The organism is Stenotrophomonas sp. CFBP 13724 (assembly GCF_014841975.1).
Classification (GTDB): Bacteria; Pseudomonadota; Gammaproteobacteria; order Xanthomonadales; family Xanthomonadaceae; genus Stenotrophomonas; species Stenotrophomonas lacuserhaii.
In genome coordinates this window covers 14,944-36,597 of the sequence record NZ_JACYUW010000003.1, presented here as the reverse complement: position 1 = coordinate 36,597, position 21,654 = coordinate 14,944, and the positions used below count along the sequence as shown (strand labels likewise).

Here is a 21,654-nt window from a genome sequence, read left to right as displayed (position 1 = left end):
ATCCTGACGACCTTTTCAGCGATGGATTCATCGTAGTCCGGCAGCCACGTGTTGGGTACCTGTGCGATCACGTGCTCCGGCCAGAGTGCACGCGTCCTGGACTGCGGCGATGGCCGCGTCGCATCCTGCGCCGCCACCCGCAGGCGACGGCGCACCGTGATCAGGAATCGGCGTAGCGGTGGGACAGCAGCGAGCGCACCAGGAAGGTCACCTGCGCGGCCGAGCGCGCATCCACGCGCAGCACCGGAACGCGGAAACCAGCGGCGAACAGCGCATCGCGCACGGTGGGAATCAACAGCTGCGGATGCTCGTCGGTACGGGTGATGCCGACCGCCAGGCTGGCATCGGGCGCGATCCGGGAGAACTCCTGCAGCAGCTCCAGCGTAGTGGCTACCGGATCGGGTGATCCGGCGCTGACCAGCACGATCACCCCGAGCGCGCCTTCGCACACCATCGGCCACATGAAATCCAGGTAGCGCTGTCCGGGTACGCCGTACAGGTGCAGCAGTTCGCCGTCATCCAGCTCGATCGAGCTGTAATCCAGCGCCACCGTGGTTTCCACTTTGTCGGCGGTGGCGTCCTCGCTCAGCGGCATTTCGGTGCTGATCGGCTCGACATCGGAAATCGCGCGCACCGCGGTCGTCTTGCCCGCGCCCATGCCGCCGACGAACACCAGTTTGTTGGCCGGACCGCTCATGCGCGACCCACCTGCAGGTCCAGCCCGAATCGTCGTGCGACCCAGGTCAGGAACCGTGAGTCGCGAAGGCCCGCGAGGCGCGCTGATGGGGGCACGGCGTTCTCCTGGTGCTTGGCAAGGCCGCTGCTGGCAGCAGCCGAGAAAAGGAATTGCACGGTATCGTGCGGCAAACCGCTCGCCGCGGCCAGCGCGGTGCTGGTCCACGACGCGGCGTGCAGGCGTGCGATGGGCAGCAGCCAGCTGGCGGGCACGTCGCGGTGGTCCAGGTCGGGCCAGTGCAGCAGCTGCATCGAAGTGCCCGCGGCGACCGCCGGCAGCAGCTGCGGGCGATGACGCGCGATGCAGAAATACAACGCTTCGAACGAATGGCGGCGCGGCAGCAGGTACACGTACTGATGCTGGAAGGTCTCCATGTCCAGCGGCGTCGACGACCAGGTAAGGTCATCCAGCAGCGGCACGATCTCCGACAGGGACGCACCAACCGGCAACGCAAGGCTGCGCGTTGCGGTATCCACCACCACGCGCGTAGCGCCGCGCTGCAGCAGGTACAGGCTGGCATCATCGGCCGACTGCATCGCGCGCAGCAGCAGCGGCGTGCCCTGCGGCGTCGCGCGATCCGGCGCCTGGTCAGCCACCTCGGCCGTGCCGCCCAGCAGCGCAGCCAGTTCCTGGTTGATGTCACGCACGCTGGCGCCGTGCGGCAGCACGCCCGTCGCAGCCGTCGCGCCACGCACGATGCGCAGCGTCGCCACGCCCTGGGTGCGTGCCTGCTGCTGCAGGACGGCCATGGCCGACGGATCGCCACCCACTACCAGCAGCTCGGCCTGCTCGCCGTTCCACGGCTGCAGATGGATATCCATGCGTTCGGCCAGCAACAGCGAGCAGGCCAGTTTCAGCCGGGTAGCGTGCAGCAGGTCCAGCCCGGCGTGGGCGACCCGGAAATGTCGTATCGGTGTGTTCATGGGCGGTCAGTGCAGGTCGCCCGCCACGCCCGCGTCAGGCAACGACGGCGGGCGTGGGGCGAGCGCGGCTCAGCTGAAGTCCAGCGTCTTTTCGAAGGACTTCAGTTCGTGACGCGCCATCGCCAGGTTCGAACGGCTGCGGTCCAGCGCCACGTACAGGAACAGCATCGGGTTGCTTTCCAGCGGGCGGATCAGGTGGTACTGCGTGCTCAGCGTGATCAGGATGTCTTCCAGCGTGTCCGACAGGCCCAGCTGCTGGGCGACGCGACGTTTGGCGCGTACCACTTCGGTATTGCCGGCCGCAGCCAGTTCCAGATTGATGTCGCCGCCACCGGTCATGGCCAGCGCCATGCCGCTGTCGCTGTCGACGAGCGCGGCACCGACGAAGCCGGCGAGCGTATTGAGGTTTTCCAGGTTGAGCTTAGACACAGTCGTCCTTTCTTGGGTCGTGCAGAGGGAAACAGGCCAGCAAGGCCTGCAAGGTGAAAAACGGAGGCGGTACGATCAGGCAGCGCGGGTGCGCAGCGCGGTTTCCAGCTTGGCGGCGCATTCGCGCGCATGGAACAGCAGCACGGCCAGGTTGACCTCCACCGCCGCGACGGCGGTGAGCGTCATCGGCTTGTCCGCGTTGACGCGGATGAGCACGACGTTGCCTTGGCGGGTGCACACGGTGGCGTGTTCGGCTTCGCTGAGCGACAACTCGCGCGATACCGTTTCACCCAGCGTGAGGAAGGAGTTGGCCATCGCGGCCAAGCGACGACCGTCTACGCCCAGCACCGAATCCTCGGCCACCGCGCGGCCATCGGCGGTGGACAGCAGCAGCAGGGTCAGGCCCGGCTCGCGTTCGCGCGCCTGGCGAAAGATGTGTTCGATACGGGACGCATCGTAAAGATGGCGCGCGGGCAGGCTTTCGCCGGTCGCGCTGCGAACGATCTGGTTGATGGCACTGCGCTGCACTGGTTTCCCCCTGGAACCTGGGTCGGTACGACCCATGGCGATGCTTTTCTATCAACCGCGGAGGGTTGAAAGTGTGAACCGTAGCACAGTATATCTGACCGTTTTCCTAATGGATCTTCACCTTGCGGGCGTGTCAAGTGTTTGACGGCCATGGAATTCCATCGCACCAGATCGGTGGGCCGCAGACGTCGGGCATCGCGCCTGCTGCACCGCCGCGAGTACACCCGGGGCGCGCTGGCTAGACTGCTTCTTTTGTCCAGAACGAGGTTTCCATGTCGCATCAACCCGTCTCGCTGATTGGCGTGCCTACCGATATCGGGGCCGGCGATCGCGGTGCACGCTTGGGCCCCGAAGCGTTGCGCATTGCCGGCCTGGCCGAAGCATTGATTGCCCGCGGCGTGGACGTGCGTGACCTGGGCAACCTGGATGGACCGCGCAACCCGTGGACCGCGCCGGTGCAGGGCTACCGGCATCTGGACGAGGTGGTGGAATGGAACCGCGTGCTGATGGAGGCCAGCCTGGCCGAGCTGCGCGCCGGTCGCATGCCGATCATGCTCGGCGGTGACCATTGCCTGGGCGTCGGTTCGGTTACCGCCGTGGCGCGCTGGTGCCGCGAACAGGGCAAGCAGCTGCGCCTGTTGTGGCTGGACGCGCACTCGGATTTCAACACCAGCGATGTCACTCCGTCCGGCAACGTCCACGGCATGCCGGTGGCCTGCCTGTGCGGGCTTGGTCCGGATGCACTGACCCGGCTCGGCGGTGATGCCCCGGCGATTCTGCCTTCGCAGGTGCGCCAGATCGGCATCCGCTCGGTGGATCCGGAAGAGAAACGGCTGATCAAGACCCACCGCGTGGACGTGTATGACATGCGCTACATCGACGAGGCCGGCATGAAGCGCACCATGGAAGCCGCACTCGCCGGAATCGACGACAACACCCACCTGCACGTCAGCTTCGACGTCGATTTCCTCGACCCCAGCATCGCCCCCGGGGTGGGCACGACAGTGCCGGGCGGGGTGAACTACCGCGAGGCGCAGCTGGTGATGGAGATGATCGCCGACAGCGGGCGCATGGGGTCGCTGGACATCGTCGAACTCAACCCGCTGCTGGACAACCAGAACTCTACTGCGAAGCTGGCGGTGGACCTGGTGGAGAGCCTGTTCGGGAAGTCCACGCTGATGCGCGATTGAGGTCCAGTTGCGGCGTCCCGCTGGCCCACATGAACCGATCAACTGCTCGTTCACACTCGCTCCACGCGCCGCGCGCCAGATTGCACTTCACGCGGCACGCCCGGGTCGTTCCGGGCGCCGTGACCTGAGAAGGAGAAGTCGATGAAACGCATTCTTTCCGTACTGTTGCTGGCGCTGTGTGCTGCTGGTTCGCTGACTGCCTGCAATACCGTTGCCGGAGCTGGCAAGGACATGCAGGGAGCAGGCGAGGCCGTCCACGACACGGCGCAGGACTGCAAAGACGGCAAGTGCTGATCAACGGCTTTCCCGCCGTCTGCACCGCGGCCGCGGTGGTTTTTTAAATCAAACTGGAGAGTCCCTATGAAGCGTGTAATTTCCCTGATGCTGCTGTCGATGTTCTCGGTCGCCATGCTGGCCGGCTGCAATACCGTTGCCGGTGCCGGCAAGGACGTGCAGGGTGCTGGCGAGAAGGTCGAAGACGCCGCCCGCGGCAACTGATCCGCGCAAGCGTTTCAGTGATGAAAGGCCGGGATTTCCCGGCCTTTTTTGTTTCGGTGCGGCGACGGAGTCCGTTCAACGAGGTGAGCATACGTTTCATCTTTGCTTGACTGCCCCCCAACGTTCGATGCGGCATTCTGCAGGTGCGGTAACACATGACGCACTTCATCAAGAGGCCAACGCACATGAACAAAGACATCATTTCCGGCAAGTGGACCCAGCTCAAGGGCAAGGCCCAGGTGCAGTGGGGCAAGCTTACCGATGACGACTTCGATGTTGCCGAAGGTAACGCGGAGTACTTGGCCGGCCGCGTGCAGGAACGTTACGGCATCGCCCGCGACGAAGCTGACAGGCAGGTCAAGGAGTTCGATTCCTCGCTGCGCAAGGACTACCCGGACTTCAAGTAAGTCGGGCGGTTGAAACCGGTAGAAAACGGGCCTTCGCGGCCCGTTTTTTTATGGGTGATCCAGGCTCAGCGTCGCGGTGGGTCGGGCACGTACTGATCGGGGAATGCCTGCGGCCCGCGCTCGGTGACCCGCGCGGGACGATCGATAACGATCCCACGCGCGCGCAGCTTGCGCGCACTGTCGTAGCGAAGCTGGGTAACCTGGGCCGGGTCGGCCGTGGCGCGCTCGAAGGCGGTGTTGCGGACCGATGAGGCCTCGCGTTCGCCATGTCCCGTGCCCAGCCGTTGCGCCGGCGCCGGCGTGGATTCGGCCATCACCCGTGACTCACTCTTGGCGGCATCCTGGGTCGCGGCCGGGGCAGGCGCCGCGCGGCGCGGCGGCGTGGCCGGCCGATGCTCCCAGCGCACGGCATTGGCTTCGTTGAACACCGCGATGCCGACCACGCCCAGGTTGTCACCGCGTCCGGTAAGTTCGGCATAACTGTCGCGCGGGCTGCTGAAGACGAACTGCGCCACTTCATCGTTGGACTTCCGCCAGCCGGCGATGTCGGTGGTCTGCCAGGGGTTGAGCACGTAGCCGGTCTGGTCGGGAGTGGCCTGCTCGCCGCTGACCGCGTTGATGCCATCCACCGACAGCACCACCAGCACGCGCTGTGGGCTGGCATTGCGCAGGCGCACGCTGTACCGGTGTCCACGCTCGCCCGGTGTCCAGCGTTGGCCGTCGTGCGCGTACTGCGGCAGCAGCCCGCCGGTCTCGCGGTCCAGCAGGGTCAGGAACACGGGTCCACCCGCTATCCGCGAGGAGGGTGGGGTGATCATCGGCGGCGCCGGCCTGAAGCCGGCCAGCAGGGCAACGCTCAACAGGGGCAGCAACAGGCGCTTCATCCGGGTTCTCCATGGCGGGGTCCTCAGCTCAAACGCCCGAACAGGGCCGACGGGGTTGCGCCAGCAAGGGTAAACTGCAGCCGTTCACCGAAGGTTTCCCATCGAGCAGTCATGACCACCCGAGTCCTTACCGGCATCACCCCCTCCGGCACCCCGCACCTGGGCAACTATGTCGGCGCCATCCGCCCCGCCATTGCGGCCAGCCGTGCACAGGGCATCGAGAGCTTCTTCTTCCTGGCCGACCTGCACAGCCTGATCAAGGCGCAGGAGCCGGCGCGCACCCAGCGTTCCACGCTGGAAATCGCCGCCAGCTGGCTGGCCTGCGGGCTGGATCCGGAACAGGTGTGGTTCTACCGGCAGAGCGACATCCCGGAAACCAACGCACTGATGTGGTTCCTGACCGTGGTCGCCAGCAAGGGCATCCTCAACCGTGCGCATGCCTACAAGGCGGCGATCGACAAGAACGAGGCCGAGGGGCTGGACCCGGACGCCGGCGTGAGCGCCGGGCTGTTCATGTACCCGGTGCTGATGGCCGCCGACATCCTGATCTTCAAGGCCAACCGGGTGCCGGTGGGACGTGACCAGATCCAGCACATCGAGATGGCACGCGACTTCGGCCAGCGCTTCAATCATGTCTACGGCAAGGAGTACTTCCCGCTGCCGGAGGTGGTGATCGACGAGCAGGTCGCTACGCTGGCAGGCCTGGATGGCCGCAAGATGAGCAAGAGCTACAGCAACACCATTCCGTTGTTCGCCCCGCGCGAAGAGCTGAAAAAGCTGGTGTTCTCCATCCTGACCGATTCGCGTGCGCCGGGTGAGCCGAAGGATACCGAAGGCTCGGCCCTGTTCCAGATGTACCAGGCGTTCGCCACGCCGGAACAGACCGCCGGCTTTGCCAGGGCCTTCGCCGAGGGCATCGGCTGGGGCGATGCCAAGAAGCAGTTGTTCGAGCGCATCGATGCCGAACTGTCGCCGCTGCGCGAGCGCTACGAAGCGCTGATGGCCGAACCGGAGAAGATCGAAGCGCTGCTGCGCCGGCGTGGCCAGCAGTTGCGCGAACAGTACGCGGTGCCGCTGCTGAAGGAGCTGCGCCATGCGGTAGGCCTGCGCGACCTGGCCGACGTGCCGAAGGCCGCCGCGGCCGAACGGGCCCGCAGCGCGCCGCCGGTGTTCAAGCAGTACCGCGAGAAGGATGGCCGGTTCTACTTCAAGCTCACCGACGGCGAAGGCACGTTGCTGGTGCAGAGTGCGGGTTTTGATTCACCGCGCGACGCCGGGCAGCTGATCGCCGTGCTCAAGCAGGCCGAGCAGGGCGATGCGCTGCAGAGCGAACTGTTCACGCTGGAAGCCGAAGTGGAGGCCGTGCTGGCCGCCCTGGCAACCCTGCGCGACGCCGGATAACGCTCGCGCGGGGGTCAGAGTCGGGGGTCAGAGTACTTTTCAGCAGACGAAAAGTACTCTGACCCCCGACTCTGACCCCTTTTCAACCGAGGATCTACTGATGGCCTGGTTGTCGCTGCTGCTGTTCCTGCCTTGGTTCATGCTGCTCGGCGGGCTGTTCTGGTGCTACCCACGCCAGCCGCGTTGCCCGCGGCGGCGTGCCTTCGATATGGCCGCGCTGCTGCTCGCCCTGGTGTTGAGCGTGCTTTCCATGCACTGGGGCTTCCAGTTGGGCCAGGCCCAGCCCGATGCCGGCCCTATCTGGCCGCAGGTGCTGGCGGTGCTGTATGCCTACGGCGCCTTCCTGGCGGTGATGGTGGCCGCGCTGCTGCTCCGCCCGCGCTGGCTGCTGCGCGCGCCCTGACGCGGCCCTCGACCAAAGCCGCATCGAACGCCTTCGCCCGCGCGCCTACCATGGGCGTCTGTCCTTGAACCTGCCAGGTGCGCGTCGATGACCGCCGATCCCAGCATCCACACCATCGATACCGGATTCCAGCGCGCCGACTTCGACGCGGCCTACCTGGTGGTGGAGAACGGCCGTGGCGCCTTCATCGACTGCGGCACCTCGCTGGCGGTACCGGCGATGCTGCAGGCCTTGGCCGATGCCGGGCTGGAGCCACAGGCGGTGGACTGGCTGCTGCTGACCCACGTGCATCTGGATCACGCCGGCGGCGCCGGCACGCTGATGCAGCACCTGCCCAATGCGCGTGCGGTACTGCATCCGCGCGGTGCGCCGCACATGATCGATCCCGCACGGCTGATCGCCGGCGCCACGGCGGTGTATGGCGAGGAAGAAATCGCGCGCAGCTATGGTCGCATCGAGCCGATCCCGGCCGAGCGCGTGGTGGTGGCCGAAGATGGCCAGCGCATCGACCTGGCCGGGCGCGAGCTGTTGCTGATGCACACGCCCGGCCATGCGCAGCACCACTATTGCGTGTGGGACGCGCGCAGCCGCAGCTGGTTCACCGGCGATACCTTCGGTCTGTCCTACCGCGAACTGGACAGTGCGCAGGGGGCGTTCATCATCCCCACGTCTTCGCCGGTCCAGTTCGATCCCGAACCGTTGAAAGATTCCATCCGCCGGATGCTCGCTTACCAGCCCGCCGCCATGTACCTCACCCACTACGGGCGGGTGGAAGCGGTGGAAGCGCGCGCGGCGGATCTGTTCGAGCAGATCGATGCGATGGTGGCGATCGGGCGCCAGTGCGACGGCCGCCCCGACCGTCATCGCCATCTGCTTGCGGCACTGCGCGCGCTGTACCTGGAACGCGCGCTGGCGCATGGCTGTGCGCTGGACCAGGACGCGGTAGCTGCGGTGCTGGCGATGGACATCGAGCTCAATGCGCAGGGCCTGGCGTGCTGGCTGGACCGCGAACGGCGCTGATCATTCCGCGTCATCGCGCTGTCACGTACACTCGGGACATCCCTGTTTCCTTGTCCCCCCGGTGATCCGTGAACCCGATGCGCGTGCTGTTGTTGTCGTCCTGCCTGTTCGTCGGTGGCCTTGCACATGCGGCCAATGATCTTCCCGGCGGTGGCATCGATCCGCAGGCGCTGTCGCGCCACGTACGCGTGCTGGCTTCGGACGAATTCGAAGGCCGCGCACCGGCCAGCGAGGGCGAAGAGCGCACCGTGCAGTACCTGATCGAGCAGTTCCGCAGTTATGGCCTGCAGCCTGGCGGCGTGGACGGCAGCTGGGTGCAACCGGTGCCGCTGGTGCGCGCGCAGCTGGACGGCGCGGCCACCGCCACACTGTCGCTGAAGGGCGGCAAGCGTGCGTTGGCCAATGGCGAGGATGTCACCCTGCAGAGCCTGCAGCCGCGTGCGCGGGTACAGATCAAGGATGCGCCGCTGGTGTTCATCGGCTACGGCATCGACGCGCCGGAGCGCAACTGGAACGACTACAAAGACATCGACCTGCGCGGCAAGATCGCGGTGGTGCTGATCAACGACGCCGACTTCGAGACCGACGCGCCCGGCGCGTTCGATGGCAAGGCGGTGACCTACTACGGCCGCTGGACCTACAAGTTCGAGGAAGCCGCGCGCCGTGGTGCCGAAGGCGTGCTGATCGTGCACGAGACCGCACCGGCGGCCTATGGCTGGGCCACGGTGAAGAGCTCGGGCACCTCGCCGTTGTTCGACATCCAGCGCAGCCAGGACGAAGCCATGGCCCAGCACACGCCGCTGCGTGGCTGGATGCAGCGCACCCTGGCCGAGGCGATCTTCGCCGATGCCGGCCTGGATTTCGAGGCGGAAAAGCGCAAGGCGCAGCGCGCCGATTTCAAGCCGGTGCCGCTGGACAACGCCCGCCTGAGTGCCGCCTTCAAGCTCAAGCGTGAAGAGGTGGTCACCCGCAACGTGGTGGCCAAGCTGCCCGGGGGCGAGCACGGCGACGAGGCGGTGATCTTCTCTGCCCACTGGGATGCGTTCGGCATCGGCGAGCCTGATGCGAAGGGCGACCGCGTGCGACGCGGCGCCATCGACAACGCCACCGGCGTGGCCACGGTGCTGGAACTGGGCCGCGTCTTCGCCGCCGGCCCGCAGCCGCAGCGTTCGCTGTATTTCGTCGCGCTGACCGCTGAAGAGAAGGGACTGCTCGGCGCCAGCTACTACGCCAGGCACCCGCTGGCACCGCTGGAAAAGACGGCCGCAGTGCTGAACATCGAGATGTTCAGCCCGGATGGCGCGACCCGTGACATCGCCTCGTGGGGCAAGGGCCGGGTATCGCTGGAAGGCGACCTGGAACGTGTGGCAAAGGCCCGGGGCCGCGGCTACAGCCCGGATCCGAACCTTGAAGCGGGCTTCTTCTACCGTGCCGACCACTTCGCGTTCGCCCGCCTGGGCGTACCGGCGATCACCATCGGTCCGGGGCTGGACAAGCTGGACGGTGGCATCGAAGCCGGCCGTGCGCTGCGCGAGAAATACTTCAAGGACTGCTACCACCAGGCCTGCGACGCGTGGACCCCGAGCTGGGACCCGGCCGGCCACGCTGCCGATACATTGCTGGTCTATGACCTCGGCCTGGAGCTGGCCAACGGCCGCAGCTGGCCGCAGTGGGAAGAAGGCTCGGAGTTCCGCAAGGCGCGCGACGCCAGCGAAGCGGCACGCCGCTGATCTGGTGGGTGACGACCGTTGGTCGTCACGCCTCTCCCTGCAGCCTCAGACCACCGGCGGACCGGGCTGCTTCCAGTGATCGTTACCCGGCAGCAGCAGGTTCAACGCGATCGCCACCACCGCGCACAGCGCGATGCCCTTCAGGCCGAAGTCGTCCGGACCGGTGCCGGTGCCGACCAGTACGCCGCCGATACCGAACACCAGCGTTACCGACACGATCACCAGGTTGCGGGCTTCGCCCAGATCGATCCGGTGGCGGATCAGGGTGTTCATGCCGACCGCGGCGATGGAGCCGAACAGCAGGCACAGGATGCCGCCCATCACCGGTACCGGGATGCTCTGCAGCAGCGCACCGAACTTGCCGATGAAGGCCAGGCTGATGGCGAAGACCGCCGCCCAGGTCATGATCTTCGGGTTGTAGTTCTTCGTCAGCATCACCGCGCCGGTGACTTCGGCATAGGTGGTGTTGGGCGGTCCACCGAACAGTCCCGCCGCGGTGGTCGCCACGCCATCGCCGAACAGGGTGCGGTGCAGGCCGGGCTTTTTCAGGTAGTCGCGCCCGGTGACGCTGCCGACGGCGATCACCCCGCCGATGTGTTCGATCGCCGGTGCCAGCGCGACCGGCACGATGAACAGGATCGCCTGCCAGTTGAACGCCGGGGCGGTGAACTGTGGCAAGGCAAACCACGGTGCCGCCGCGATGCGCGCGACATCGACCACGCCGAATGCGAAGGACAGCCCGAAACCCACCAACACGCCGAACATGATCGGCAGCAGCCGGAACATGCCACGGCCGAACACCGCCACCACCAGCGTGGTCAACAGGGCCGGCATCGAAATCAGCATGGCTGTCTGGTACGGAATCAGCTGCGCCCCATCGGCGTCCTTGCCCATGGCCATGTTGGCGGCGATCGGCGCCATCGCCAGGCCGATCGAGATTATCACCGGGCCGATCACCACCGGCGGGAGCAGCCGGTCGATGAAACCGGTGCCCTTGATCTTCACCGCCGCGCCGAGGAAGGTGTAGACGAAACCAGCAGCCATCACCCCGCCCATGGTTTCAGCCAGGCCGAACTGCTGCTTGGCGAGGATGATCGGGGTGATGAAGGCGAAGCTGGAAGCCAGGAACACCGGCACCTGGCGGCCGGTCATCAACTGGAACAGCAGCGTGCCCAGCCCGGCGGTGAACAGCGCCACGTTCGGGTCCAGCCCGGTGATCAGCGGCATCAGCACCAGCGCGCCGAAGGCCACGAACAGCATCTGCGCGCCGGACAGCACCTGGCGCCAGAGCGGGTCGTTGAATTCATCCTGCATCGTCGGGAGTTCCTGGGTAGGCGCCGGCAAGCAGTTCGTCGGCAGGGGCGGGGAGGATGATATAGGCCTTGTCCGCGCTCCGCTGGAGACGCGGCGCCAGCATGCGCCGCGCGCCGAAAACAGCATGCCGCGTTCCTGACTGCTCCCGGTCGCCGCAAAGGCCTAGAATCCTCGTTCCCCCGCACCCTGGTGGCCCATGGCCGTCGTTCCTGAATCCCCCGCCGCACCGCGTCCCGGTGCCGTCGCCCTGGCGTTGCTGCTGGTCTACGTGGTCTGGGGCTCTACCTACCTGGGCATCGCCAAGGCGCTGCAGGCCGGCGTGCTGCCGCTGACCTCGGTCTCCGGTGCGCGCTTCATCATCGCCGGCAGCCTGATGTACGCGGTGCTTCGGCTGTTCAGGAAGATGCCGCGGCCGACCCTGCGGCAGTGGCGCAACCTGACCATCATGGGCTTCACCATGCTGCTGCTGGGCAACGGCATGGTGGTACTGGCCGAACGTGACGTGTCCTCAGGCCTGGCCGCCACCGCGGTGGCCTCGGTGCCGTTGTGGATGGCGCTGTTCTCGGCGGTGCGCGGCCAGCATGCCAGCCGCGGCGAATGGCTGGGCATTGCCATCGGCTTCCTCGGCGTGGTCTGGCTCAACGCAGGCAGCAGCCTGGCGGCCTCGCCGACCGGTCTGGTGCTGTTGCTGGTGGCACCGGTCGGCTGGGCGTTCGGCTCGGTCTGGGTACGTGGCCAGGATTTGCCGGGACCGTTCATGACCGCTGCCGGGCAGATGATCTGCGGCGGCATCCTGCTGGTCATCACCGGGCTGACGGTGGGCGAGCGGCCGACCGCGCTGCCGAGCCTGGACGGCCTGCTGGCGGTGGCTTACCTGTGCGTGTTCGGCTCGATCGTGGCCTTCACCGCGTACGTGTGGCTGCTGCACAACGTGCGCCCCGCGCTGGCCGGCAGCTATGCCTACGTCAATCCGGTGATTGCCGTGCTGCTCGGCGTACTGCTCAATGGCGAACACTTCGGCTGGCGCGACCTGGTGGCGATGGCGGTGATCCTGGCCGGCGTGCTGGTGCTGGCTCTGGCGAGGACGCGCAAGTGAGCGCGGTACTCACCAGCGAGCAGGAGCAGGAACAGCGCCGTGGCTTTGCCGTCACCGCCTTCACCTTCGTGCTGTGGGGACTGGTGCCGGTCTACTGGCACCTCCTGCGCGAAGTGCCTTCGTTCCAGATTATCGCCCACCGCATCATCTGGAGCACGGTGTTGGTAGTGGGCTGGCTGCTGCTGAGCAGCCGCCTGCAGTGGTGGAAAGCGATCGCCGCGCAGCCGCGTGCGCTGGCCACGCTGGCAGTGAGCAGCCTGGCCATCGCGTTCAACTGGGGCCTGTACATCTGGGCGATCAACGCCGGCCACGTGATCGATACCAGCTTGGGCTACTTCATCAATCCGCTGGTCAGCGTGGTACTGGGCGTGGTGGTGCTGAAGGAACGCCTGCGTCGCCTGCAGTGGCTGGCGGTGGCCTGCGCGGCGGCCGGCGTGGGCTGGCTCACGTGGCAGGCCGGTGCACCGCCGTGGATCGCGCTGGGGCTGGCCGGCTCGTTCGGGTTGTACGGCCTGTTGCGCAAACTGGTATCGGTCGATCCGGTGGCCGGCCTGGCGGTGGAAAGCCTGTACCTGTTCCTGCCCGCGCTGGGCTTCGCGCTGTGGAGCGAGAACGGCCACGGCGGCGCCTTCTTCGGGGGCTGGGGCTGGCGCAACGACCTGCTACTGATCTTCGGCGGCGTGGTCACCGCCGCACCGTTGATCGGCTTCGCCTACGGCGTGAAGCGCATCGCCCTGTCCACCGTGGGCGTATTGCAGTTCATCGCGCCCAGCCTGGGCCTGGTGCTGGGCGTGTTTTTCTTCAACGAACCCTTCGATGGCGCGCGCGCCACCGGTTTCATCGCGATCTGGATCGGGCTGGGCCTGTTCGTCTTCGACGGCCTGCGCCGCGCCCGCCGCTAGTCAGACCTCGCGCAGGGCGGTGGTGATCGGCAGGCGGGCGGCGCGCAGGGCGGGGAACAGGCCACCGACCAGGCCGATGCCCAGCGCCCACTTCAGCCCGCTCCACAGCAGTTCCGGGGAGACGTGGAACTTGAACACCACCGCGCTGAAATTGCTGCCGATGGTGGACACGCTGTAGCCGTTGAACAGCAGCCAGGCGATCGCGCAGCCCAGCAGCCCACCCAGCAACGCCAGCAGCATCGTCTCCAGCATCACCGCGGTCACCACCGGCAATCCGCGGAAGCCGATCGCGCGCATCGTGGCGATCTCGCGCGCCCGCGTGGCCACGGCGGCATACATGGTGTTGAGCGCACCGAACACGGCGCCGATGGCCATGATGGTGCCGATGACCTTGCCCAGGATGTTGATCAGCGTGGTCAGCCCGCCACCCTGCTTGCTGTAGTACAGCCGCGTTGTTTCCACCTCCAGCTTCAGGCGCGGGTCGCCGGCGACGGCAGCCTTGAACTGCTCGAAGCCCGGCTTGCCGTCGGTGCGCACCGTCACCGATTGCAGCGAGTCGCGCTGGTAGGTGGTGGCCAGCGTATCCACGTCGGTCCACAGCTCCGAATCGTGCGCATCGCCGGAAGCGAACACGCCGACCACCGTCCATGCCTGGTTGCCCAGGGTCAGCGTGCTGCCCACGTCCATGTCGCGGAACTGGGTCTTCGCGCCCTGGCCCACCACCATCTCACGCTTGCCGGTGGCGAACTTGCGGCCTTCGATGATGCGTACACGATCATGCACCGCCCACGCCATTTCGCCGACGCCCCGGAACTGCGCGTTGACATCGGTGCCGTCGGAGCGGGACACCAGGTTGACCACCTGCGACAGTTCGGCCGACAGCAGCGCGCGGCCCCTTTCGTCGCGTGCCACGCCGGGCAGGGTGGACAACAACGGAATCTGGTCGCGGGTGATCACCGAGTTGGTCTCAGCCTGCGAGCCACCGCGCAGCACGATCGCGGTGGTGTCATCGCCGGTGCTGTTGAGCGTGGACTGGAAACCTGCGCCCATCGCCAGCATCGCCACCAGCACGCCCACCACGCCGGCGATGCCGACCACGATCACCGACGAGGCGCCCCAGCGTTGCGGCAGGCTGGCGATACCGATGCGGGTGGCGGCCAACGCCAGCCGTCCGCCGCGGGTCAGCACCAGCCACAGCGCGACCAGCACCGCCACGATCAGCACGCCCTGCCACGGCAGCCAGATCCATCCCGCCAGGCCCACCGCCAGCACCACCAGCATCGCGCCGTTGAGCAGCCACTTCTTCAGTGTGTTCTTCATGTGCGGGTCCTCAGCGTCCGGCCAGGGCGTCGACGATCTTCAGCCGCTTGGCGCGCAACGCCGGCAGCAGTCCGACCACGATGCCGATCACGATGATCAGTCCAATGCCCACCAGCCAGGTGGTGGTCGGCACATGCGGTGGCAGCAGGCCGCGTGTCTGCGGTGCCAGCACCGGCAGGATGGTCGCCGCCAGGCCCATGCCGATCGCACCACCCAGCCCCACCAGCAGGATCGATTCCACCATCACCAAGGCCAGTACGGTACGGTCCTGGAAGCCGAGCGTCTTCAGCGTGGCCAGTTCCGGGATGCGTTCGCGCACCGCCTGGGCCATGGTGTTGCCGGTCAGCAGCAGCAGGGTGAAGAACACCGCGCCCATGATCGAGGTGACGATCATGCCGATGTCCGCGAACTGCTTGACGAAGGCCTGCTGGAACGCCGATTCGGTCTGGGTCTTGGTTTCGTGGTCGGAGTTGGCCGATATCGCGTCGATGGCCTGGGCCACCCGCGAGGCATGGTCAGGGTTGTCCAGGGTGATGGTGTACCAGCTGACCCGGTTCTTGATGTAGTCGTTGGACTCATCGAAGTACTTCCAGTTCATCATCAACTGCCGCTCCTCGTTCCCGGCCACTGCACGGTCCTTGGAGCGGAACGTGCCGACCATTTCCAGCGGCCAGTCGTTGCTGCCCCCGCGCGGGAAGATGGTGGCCTGCAACGGGATGGTGTCGCCGATCTTCCAGCCGAAATCCTTGGCCAGCGATTCGCCGACGATGGCACCGGTGCGGGTGTCCTGCCAGCGCTTGAGCTGGTCCGGGGCGACCTCGAGTTCGCCGTAGACGTCGAAGTAGTTCGGTGCTACCGAGAAGTTCGGGAAGAAGTCCTTGGGGTCGCGGTAGATGCCGCCGAACCACATGCCGTAGGTCACGTCGCGCACGCCGGCCACCTGGCGGATCTGCGCTTCCAGGCGGATCGGCAGCGACTGGGTGATCGACAGCCGCGAGGCGGTGATCAGCCGGTTGGCGCCTTCCACGCTGCCACCGGACATGAACGCCACGCGCACCGAATCGAGCATGCCGAACAGCAGGAACGCCGCCACCACCGACAGCAGGGTCAGCAGGGTGCGGGTGCGGCTGCGGAACAGCTGCGCCCAGACCAGGGAGAAATATTTCATCGCCGTGCCCTCGGTCAGTGCGCCAGTGGCGCGTCGGCAAGTTCGCCCTTGTCCAGGTGCACCGTATGGGTCGCGTACTCGGCGGCCTTCGGGTCGTGGGTCACCATGATGATGGTCTTGCCGTGTTCACGGTTGAGCTGCTGCAACAGCTGCAGGATCTCTTCGGCGGACTGGCGGTCCAGGTCGCCGGTCGGTTCATCGCAGATCAGGAAGGTGGGATCGGAAACAATCGCGCGGGCGATTGCCACGCGCTGCTGCTGGCCGCCGGACAGTTCGTTGGGCCGGTGGCTGCGGCGGTCGGCCAGGCCGACCAGGGTCAGCGCGATCTCTGCGTTGCGCTTGCGCTGCGCAGCACCCAGGTGGGTCAACAGCAGCGGCAGTTCGACGTTCTTCTGCGCGGTCAGCATCGGCATCAGGTTGTAGAACTGGAACACGAAGCCGACATGGTGGCTGCGCCAGGTGGACAGCTGGCCGCCGCTCATCTGGTCGATGCGCTCGCCTTCGATGGTGATCTCGCCGCCGCTGGGCGAATCCAGTCCACCGATCAGGTTCAGCAGGGTGGTCTTGCCGGAACCGGAGGGCCCCATCAACGCCACGAAATCGCCTTTTTCGATGTCCAGGTCGATGCCGTGCAGCACCTTCACCTGCTCCGGGCCCCGCTGGTAGGTCTTGGTGATGCTGCGCAATGAAACCAGGGTCGACATGCCGATTCTCCGAATGCGGTAATGGCGGCGACTGCCGTCATCGGTAGTGACGGCCGCTGGCCGTCAGACTGGAAACCTACGGTTTTACCTTCACCTTGCTGCCATCACGCAACGTATCCGCTGGGCTGGTCACCACAAGCTCGCCCGGGCGGACGCCCTGCAGCAGCTGGCGATCCGCATTCAACGCCAGGCCGGGCGTCACGCTGCGCTGCTGCACGGCATCGTCCACCAGCACGAACACCACGCGGCCACCCTCGCGTTCCACCACGGCATTGGCCGGCACCCGCACGCCCTGCGGCTTTGCCGCTGCATCGGCCTTGGCCTGTTCCAGGAAGCTCACCCGCACGCCCATTTCCGGCACGATGCGCGGGTCGCGGGTCTTGATCGCCACGCGCACCTTCACCGTGGCCTTGCCGCGGTCGGCGGTGGGAACGATGGCGATCACCTCGGCCGGGATTTTCCAGTCGGGATAGGCGTTGAGCGTGGCTTCCACCGGCATCTTCGGCTGTACACGGCCGATGAACGCCTCGCCGACATCGACTTCGATCTCCAGCGACTCCATATCCACGATGGTGCCGATGCCGGTGCGGGTGAAGCCGCCGCCGGCCGACAGCGGCGAGACGATCTCGCCCGGCTGTGCGGCCTTGGCGGTGACCACGCCGGAGAACGGGGCGCGGACGATGTTGTTGTCCACGCCCAGGTCGGCGATCGCGAGTTGGTTGCCGGCCACCTGCACGTTGCGCCGGGCGGTATCCAGCTGCGCCCGCAGGCTGTCACGCTGGGCCACGGCCTGGTCGAACTGCGAGCGCGATACCAGCTGCTGGCCGACCAGCGCCTGCAGCCGGGTGGCCTCGGCATCGGCCTGGGTGAGCTGGGCCTGCAGGCCGGCGACCTGGCTGCGCGCGGCCTGCACCTGCGAAGCGTAGAGATCGCGCTGGGCGCCGGCATCGATCGGGTCCAGCGTGGCCATGACCTGGCCTTCTTCGACCCGCATGCCTTCTTCGATCATGACTTCGCGCACCTTGCCGGTGATCTTGGCCGAAACGGTCGCCATGCGCCGGGCCACCACGTAGCCGCTGGCATCCAGCACCGATGCGCTGCTGCCTGCCTCGCCCAGTGCCACCGCCGGCGCGGTCTGCACTTCGATGGCCTGCGGACGCAGCCGCCATGCCGCGATGGCGGCGGCGAACAGCACCACCACGATGATGACGATCCACAGCCAGCGGCGGCTGCCCGGCGCGGGCGGCGGCGTCTTGCGGTCGATGCGAAGTTCCTTCAACAGTTCAGCAGAGGCGTTCATAGGGACCATGACGATGGATCGAGCGGAGTGTGACCCCAACACCGACCGGGGGCAAACCGGGTGCCGGCTTCGGCAAGGATGCACGCCCGGTACCGGAAACGGGCAGTGACAGGTGTCACCCTCTGCAGCTGACGTGCGCCAGTGCGTGTACGCTGCGACCTGCCGCACACTGGCCACCTCTTTCCCGGGAGTTCCGCGATGCACCTCGATGCCCCTCCGCTTGCGGTCCTTGACCAGGTGCACGTGCGATATCGCAACGTGCAGGCGCTGGCTGGAGTCAGCCTGCAGGTACAGGGAAGCGAAGTGCTGGCCCTGCTCGGTCGCAACGGCGCCGGCAAGAGCACGGCCATCGCGGTGCTGCTTGGTCTGCGGCGGCCGGACAGCGGACAGGTGCAGCTGCTCGGTGGCGACCCGCAACACCGTGCCCAGCGCGAGCAGGTCGGGGTGATGCTGCAGAGCACCGCGCTGCCGCCGAAACTGCGGGTCGGTGAGCTGGTGGAGCAGTTCCAGGCCAGCTACCCGCGGCCTCGCCCGCTGGCCGAATGCCTTGCCATCGCAGGTGTCCAGGACCTGCGGGAGCGGCCCTACGGCGCGCTGTCTGGCGGCCAGCAGCGGCGCGTGCAGTTCGCCATCGCCTTGTGCGGCGGTCCGCGCCTGCTGTTCCTTGATGAGCCGACCACCGGCCTGGACATCGAGGCCCGGCAGGGCATCTGGGACGCCATCGCGACGCTGCGCCAGGAAGGATGCGGCATCGTGCTGACCACCCATTACCTGGAAGAAGCCGAAGCGCTCGCCGGGCGCGTGGTGGTCATGGAACGGGGGCAGGTACTGGCCGATGGCCCGCTGGCGACGTTCCGGCCGCAGTTGGCTCCGCGGCGGATCCGATGCCGCAGCCGGCTGGACGTGGCCCACGTGCGCGGTTGGGAGGGCGTCATCGATGCCCGCCGCGAAGGCGACCACCTGCAGCTGCTGGCCGAACCGGCCGAGGCGGTGGTGGCCCGCCTGCTTGCCGAAGATCCCCTGCTGCGCGAGCTGGACGTGCGCGGTGGGGGACTGGCCGAAGCGTTCGTTGAAATGACCCGGGAGGCCGCATGAGCCTGCCCCGGGCCGACAGCGAAGTAGTGCGGCGTCCGGTGGCGCGGCGGCTCGCACCGTACGTCGCCGAGTTGAAGGCCGAACTGCGGCGCACCTGGCGCACGCCGGCCTTCGTGCTGCCCTGTCTGCTGTTCCCGGTGCTGTTCTACCTGATGTTCGGCGTGCTGCTGGGGCGTGGCGAGGCGGGGCGCTACCTGCTCGCTACCTACTGCATCTTCGGCGCCATGGGGCCTGCCCTGTTCGGTTTCGGCGTACAGCTGGCCATGGACCGGGCCAGTGGCCTGCTGACCCTCAAGCGCGCCCTGCCGGTTCCGCCGCTGGCCCCCATGCTGGCCCGGCTGCTGATGGCCCTGATCTTCGCCGTGGTCGTGGCGGCCTTGCTGATCATCGCCGCGCACGTGGTGGGCGAGGTCGTGCTGACCCCACCGCAGATGGCTGGCCTGATCGGCGTTTCGGCGCTGGTCGCACTGCCGCTGGGCGCGGTCGGCCTGCTGATCGGCAGCCATGTCGGCGCCGATGCGGCGCCGGCGATGGTGAACCTGTTCTATCTGCCCTTGGCGCTGCTGTCGGGCCTGTGGGTACCGCTGTCGATGCTCCCGGACGTGTTCACCCGGCTCGCTCCGCTCTGGCCGACCTGGCATGCGGCCCAGCTGGCGTTGCACACCATCGACGAGCCGGCCAGCGGCAGCATGCCGGTGCACGTGGGGGTGCTGGTCCTGGTGACGGTGATCGGCGCGCTGCTGGCGACCCGTCGCCTGCGCCGCATCGGCTGAATCCATGATCGCCCGCGCTCGCCGCCTGCTGCAGTCCAACGCCTCCGCCCACAGGTTCGCCACCCTGCTGCGCCCCGCCCCGGATTCGGCAGCGGCCGACCATCGGCGGCGCGGCCAGTCCGGCTGGAGTGATTACATCCACCTGCTGTGGACGTCGTGGGTGTTCCTGACCCCTCTCTTCGGTGGCGGGTATACCGCGCGCTGGGCGCTGCTGACACTGCTCAGCTATCCCACCTTCCTGTTCCTGTACGCGCGCGCGATGCTGGCGCCGCGCCACCATGCACCGCGCTATGCGCTGGCGATGGTCGCGCTGAGCCTGGTGCTGGTGCCGTGGTATCCGTCCGGCATCAGCTACTTCGTGTTCGGCTGCGTGATGCTGCGCGTGTGCCGCAACGGCAGCATCTGGCGCTATCTGTTGCAGTTGCTGCTGCTCAACGCGGTGTATGTCGGCACCGCGTGGCTTGCGGGCTGGGCCTGGCAGAATCTGGTCTGGATTCCCTTCATGTCGGTGGTGATCGGCCTGATATCGAACATGGAGGCGGTCAACAAGGACCGCGATGCGCAGCTGCAGCTGTCACAGGATGAGGTGCGCCGGCTGGCGGCCACGGCCGAGCGCGAGCGCATCGGCCGCGACCTGCATGACCTGCTCGGGCACACGCTGTCGCTGATCACGTTGAAGCTGGAGCTGTCGCGCAAGCTGTACGACCGCGGCGATGCGCGTGCACGGCTGGAGATCGGCGAAGCCGAAGACATCGCGCGGCAGGCGCTGGCGCAGGTCCGCAGTGCGGTCACCGGCTTCCGCTCCAGCGACCTTGCCGGTGAGCTTGCCTCGGCGCGGCTGCTGCTGGAATGCCAGCAGGTCCACCTGGACTACCAGCCACCGCCGCCGATGCCGCTGGAGATCGAGCGCGCGCTGGCCCTGGTGCTGCGGGAGGCGGTGACCAACATCGCCCGCCACGCGCTTGCGGGCAACGCCCAGGTGCACTTCGAACGCGACGGCCAAACCCTGCTGATGCAGGTCCGCGACAACGGCCGTGGCGGGGTGATCACCGAAGGCAACGGCCTGGCCGGAATGCGCGAACGCATCGCCGCACTGCGCGGTACGCTGCAGCTGGAACCGCTGCCACAGGGCGGCACCTGCATCACGGTGCGCGTGCCGATGCCGGCCGTATCGACGCCGATGGACCCGGCGCCGGAGCCATTGCCTGCGAGCCTGTTGAAGGCAACCCCATGATCCGGATCGTACTGGCCGAAGACCAGGCCATGGTGCGCGGCGCGTTGTCGGCGCTGCTGGGGCTGGAGCCGGACATCGAGGTGCTGGGCACCGCAGCCGATGGCGAAGCGGCGTGGCGACTGCTGCAGCAGGTGCGGCCGGACATCCTGGTCACCGACATCGAAATGCCCGGCCTGACCGGGCTGGAACTGGCGCAGCGGATCGCGCGGCAGCAACTGCCGATCAAAGTGGTGATCGTCACTACCTTCGCGCGTACCGGCTTCCTGCGCCGCGCCCTGGACGCGGGCGTGCTCGGTTACCTGCTGAAGGACGCGCCGGCCGACCATCTGGCCGATGCCCTGCGCCGCGTGCAACAGGGTGCCCGCGCCATCGACCCGCAACTGGCACTGGACGCTTGGTCGCAGGCCGATCCGTTGACCGACCGCGAGCGCCGCGTGCTGCGCCTGGCAGGCGAAGGAAAGACGGCCGGCGAGATCGCCACCGAGCTTGGCCTGTCGCACGGCACGGTGCGCAATTACCTGTCCGAATGCATCGGCAAGCTGGGCGTGGCCAACCGAATCGAAGCCTATCGGCTGGCCCGCCAGAAGGGCTGGCTGTAG

24 protein-coding genes are annotated in these 21,654 nt (G+C 67.1%); 14 read left to right on the top strand and 10 right to left on the bottom strand.

Going from position 1 to position 21,654, the window contains the following annotated elements:
• Nucleotides 1-160: 160 nt before the first annotated feature.
• From IFT63_RS13745 to IFT63_RS13730, 4 genes are all read right to left on the bottom strand, one after another.
• The gene (locus IFT63_RS13745; RefSeq protein ID WP_192084661.1) at nt 161-697 is read right to left on the bottom strand and encodes a GTPase; all 537 of its coding nucleotides are present in this window, start codon (nt 695-697) and stop codon (nt 161-163) included.
• Entirely contained in the window at nt 694-1,659 is a 966-nt protein-coding gene (locus tag IFT63_RS13740) for a hypothetical protein (RefSeq protein ID WP_192084659.1), read from the bottom strand. The genes IFT63_RS13745 and IFT63_RS13740 overlap by 4 nt, the downstream gene beginning before the upstream one ends.
• Before the next feature lie 69 nt (nt 1,660-1,728).
• A complete protein-coding gene (locus IFT63_RS13735; protein ID WP_042613756.1) occupies nt 1,729-2,088 on the bottom strand; it encodes a roadblock/LC7 domain-containing protein in 360 nt (119 codons plus the stop codon).
• Between the two features lie 75 nt (nt 2,089-2,163).
• Nucleotides 2,164-2,616: a roadblock/LC7 domain-containing protein gene (locus IFT63_RS13730; protein WP_152620633.1), complete on the bottom strand. Its 453-nt coding sequence runs from the start codon at nt 2,614-2,616 to the stop codon at nt 2,164-2,166.
• A 272-nt stretch (nt 2,617-2,888) separates the two neighbouring features.
• Here IFT63_RS13730 and rocF point away from each other — a divergent pair, with 272 nt between their 5' ends.
• From rocF to IFT63_RS13710, 4 genes are all read left to right on the top strand, one after another.
• Nucleotides 2,889-3,806 (top strand): arginase, encoded by a 918-nt coding sequence (gene rocF, locus IFT63_RS13725; protein WP_042613758.1) that lies wholly within the window; start codon nt 2,889-2,891, stop codon nt 3,804-3,806.
• 141 nt (nt 3,807-3,947) lie between these two features.
• A complete protein-coding gene (locus IFT63_RS13720; RefSeq protein ID WP_192084657.1) occupies nt 3,948-4,100 on the top strand; it encodes an entericidin A/B family lipoprotein in 153 nt (50 codons plus the stop codon).
• A 66-nt stretch (nt 4,101-4,166) separates the two neighbouring features.
• A complete protein-coding gene (locus tag IFT63_RS13715; RefSeq protein ID WP_042613760.1) occupies nt 4,167-4,304 on the top strand; it encodes an entericidin A/B family lipoprotein in 138 nt (45 codons plus the stop codon).
• A 185-nt stretch (nt 4,305-4,489) separates the two neighbouring features.
• The gene (locus IFT63_RS13710; protein WP_042613761.1) at nt 4,490-4,711 is read left to right on the top strand and encodes a CsbD family protein; all 222 of its coding nucleotides are present in this window, start codon (nt 4,490-4,492) and stop codon (nt 4,709-4,711) included.
• Nucleotides 4,712-4,776: 65 nt separating this feature from the next.
• Here the strand turns inward: IFT63_RS13710 and IFT63_RS13705 are convergent, their stop codons facing one another.
• Nucleotides 4,777-5,595 (bottom strand): hypothetical protein, encoded by an 819-nt coding sequence (locus tag IFT63_RS13705; protein WP_192084655.1) that lies wholly within the window; start codon nt 5,593-5,595, stop codon nt 4,777-4,779.
• Between the two features lie 111 nt (nt 5,596-5,706).
• Between IFT63_RS13705 and IFT63_RS13700 the strand changes: the two genes are divergently transcribed.
• The 4 genes from IFT63_RS13700 to IFT63_RS13685 all read left to right on the top strand — a co-directional run bounded on the left by IFT63_RS13700 (nt 5,707) and on the right by IFT63_RS13685 (nt 10,149).
• Complete coding sequence (locus tag IFT63_RS13700) at nt 5,707-6,996, top strand: tryptophan--tRNA ligase (protein WP_192084654.1); 1,290 nt, start codon at nt 5,707-5,709, stop codon at nt 6,994-6,996.
• A gap of 100 nt (nt 6,997-7,096) precedes the next feature.
• A complete protein-coding gene (locus tag IFT63_RS13695; RefSeq protein WP_042613297.1) occupies nt 7,097-7,399 on the top strand; it encodes a hypothetical protein in 303 nt (100 codons plus the stop codon).
• Between the two features lie 87 nt (nt 7,400-7,486).
• Nucleotides 7,487-8,419, top strand: coding sequence for an MBL fold metallo-hydrolase (locus IFT63_RS13690; RefSeq protein ID WP_192084652.1), 933 nt, complete (start codon nt 7,487-7,489; stop codon nt 8,417-8,419).
• Nucleotides 8,420-8,496: 77 nt separating this feature from the next.
• A complete protein-coding gene (locus IFT63_RS13685) occupies nt 8,497-10,149 on the top strand; it encodes a M28 family metallopeptidase (RefSeq protein WP_192084950.1) in 1,653 nt (550 codons plus the stop codon).
• Nucleotides 10,150-10,194: 45 nt separating this feature from the next.
• Here the strand turns inward: IFT63_RS13685 and IFT63_RS13680 are convergent, their stop codons facing one another.
• Entirely contained in the window at nt 10,195-11,463 is a 1,269-nt protein-coding gene (locus IFT63_RS13680) for a uracil-xanthine permease family protein (protein WP_192084650.1), read from the bottom strand.
• Nucleotides 11,464-11,659: 196 nt separating this feature from the next.
• Between IFT63_RS13680 and yedA the strand changes: the two genes are divergently transcribed.
• Both yedA and rarD read left to right on the top strand, forming a co-directional pair.
• Nucleotides 11,660-12,559 (top strand): drug/metabolite exporter YedA, encoded by a 900-nt coding sequence (gene yedA, locus IFT63_RS13675; protein ID WP_192084648.1) that lies wholly within the window; start codon nt 11,660-11,662, stop codon nt 12,557-12,559.
• The gene (rarD, locus tag IFT63_RS13670; protein ID WP_042613304.1) at nt 12,556-13,461 is read left to right on the top strand and encodes an EamA family transporter RarD; all 906 of its coding nucleotides are present in this window, start codon (nt 12,556-12,558) and stop codon (nt 13,459-13,461) included. The genes yedA and rarD overlap by 4 nt, the downstream gene beginning before the upstream one ends.
• Here the strand turns inward: rarD and IFT63_RS13665 are convergent, their stop codons facing one another.
• The 4 genes from IFT63_RS13665 to IFT63_RS13650 form a co-directional block, all read right to left on the bottom strand.
• A complete protein-coding gene (locus IFT63_RS13665) occupies nt 13,462-14,781 on the bottom strand; it encodes an ABC transporter permease (RefSeq protein ID WP_042613305.1) in 1,320 nt (439 codons plus the stop codon).
• 10 nt (nt 14,782-14,791) lie between these two features.
• Entirely contained in the window at nt 14,792-15,949 is a 1,158-nt protein-coding gene (locus IFT63_RS13660; protein WP_042613306.1) for an ABC transporter permease, read from the bottom strand.
• A gap of 14 nt (nt 15,950-15,963) precedes the next feature.
• Nucleotides 15,964-16,653: an ABC transporter ATP-binding protein gene (locus tag IFT63_RS13655; RefSeq protein ID WP_042613307.1), complete on the bottom strand. Its 690-nt coding sequence runs from the start codon at nt 16,651-16,653 to the stop codon at nt 15,964-15,966.
• 76 nt (nt 16,654-16,729) lie between these two features.
• The gene (locus IFT63_RS13650) at nt 16,730-17,953 is read right to left on the bottom strand and encodes an efflux RND transporter periplasmic adaptor subunit (RefSeq protein ID WP_192084646.1); all 1,224 of its coding nucleotides are present in this window, start codon (nt 17,951-17,953) and stop codon (nt 16,730-16,732) included.
• Between the two features lie 198 nt (nt 17,954-18,151).
• Between IFT63_RS13650 and IFT63_RS13645 the strand changes: the two genes are divergently transcribed.
• Genes IFT63_RS13645 through IFT63_RS13630 form a run of 4 tightly spaced genes read left to right on the top strand, consistent with a single transcriptional unit; the run spans nt 18,152 to nt 21,654 of the window.
• On the top strand, nt 18,152-19,048 hold the full coding sequence (locus IFT63_RS13645; RefSeq protein WP_192084644.1) for an ABC transporter ATP-binding protein: 897 nt from the start codon (nt 18,152-18,154) through the stop codon (nt 19,046-19,048).
• Nucleotides 19,045-19,821 (top strand): ABC transporter permease, encoded by a 777-nt coding sequence (locus IFT63_RS13640; protein ID WP_042613310.1) that lies wholly within the window; start codon nt 19,045-19,047, stop codon nt 19,819-19,821. Before IFT63_RS13645 ends, IFT63_RS13640 begins: the two co-directional genes overlap by 4 nt.
• 4 nt (nt 19,822-19,825) lie before the next feature.
• The gene (locus IFT63_RS13635; protein ID WP_192084642.1) at nt 19,826-21,055 is read left to right on the top strand and encodes a sensor histidine kinase; all 1,230 of its coding nucleotides are present in this window, start codon (nt 19,826-19,828) and stop codon (nt 21,053-21,055) included.
• Complete coding sequence (locus IFT63_RS13630) at nt 21,052-21,654, top strand: response regulator transcription factor (protein ID WP_042613312.1); 603 nt, start codon at nt 21,052-21,054, stop codon at nt 21,652-21,654. Before IFT63_RS13635 ends, IFT63_RS13630 begins: the two co-directional genes overlap by 4 nt.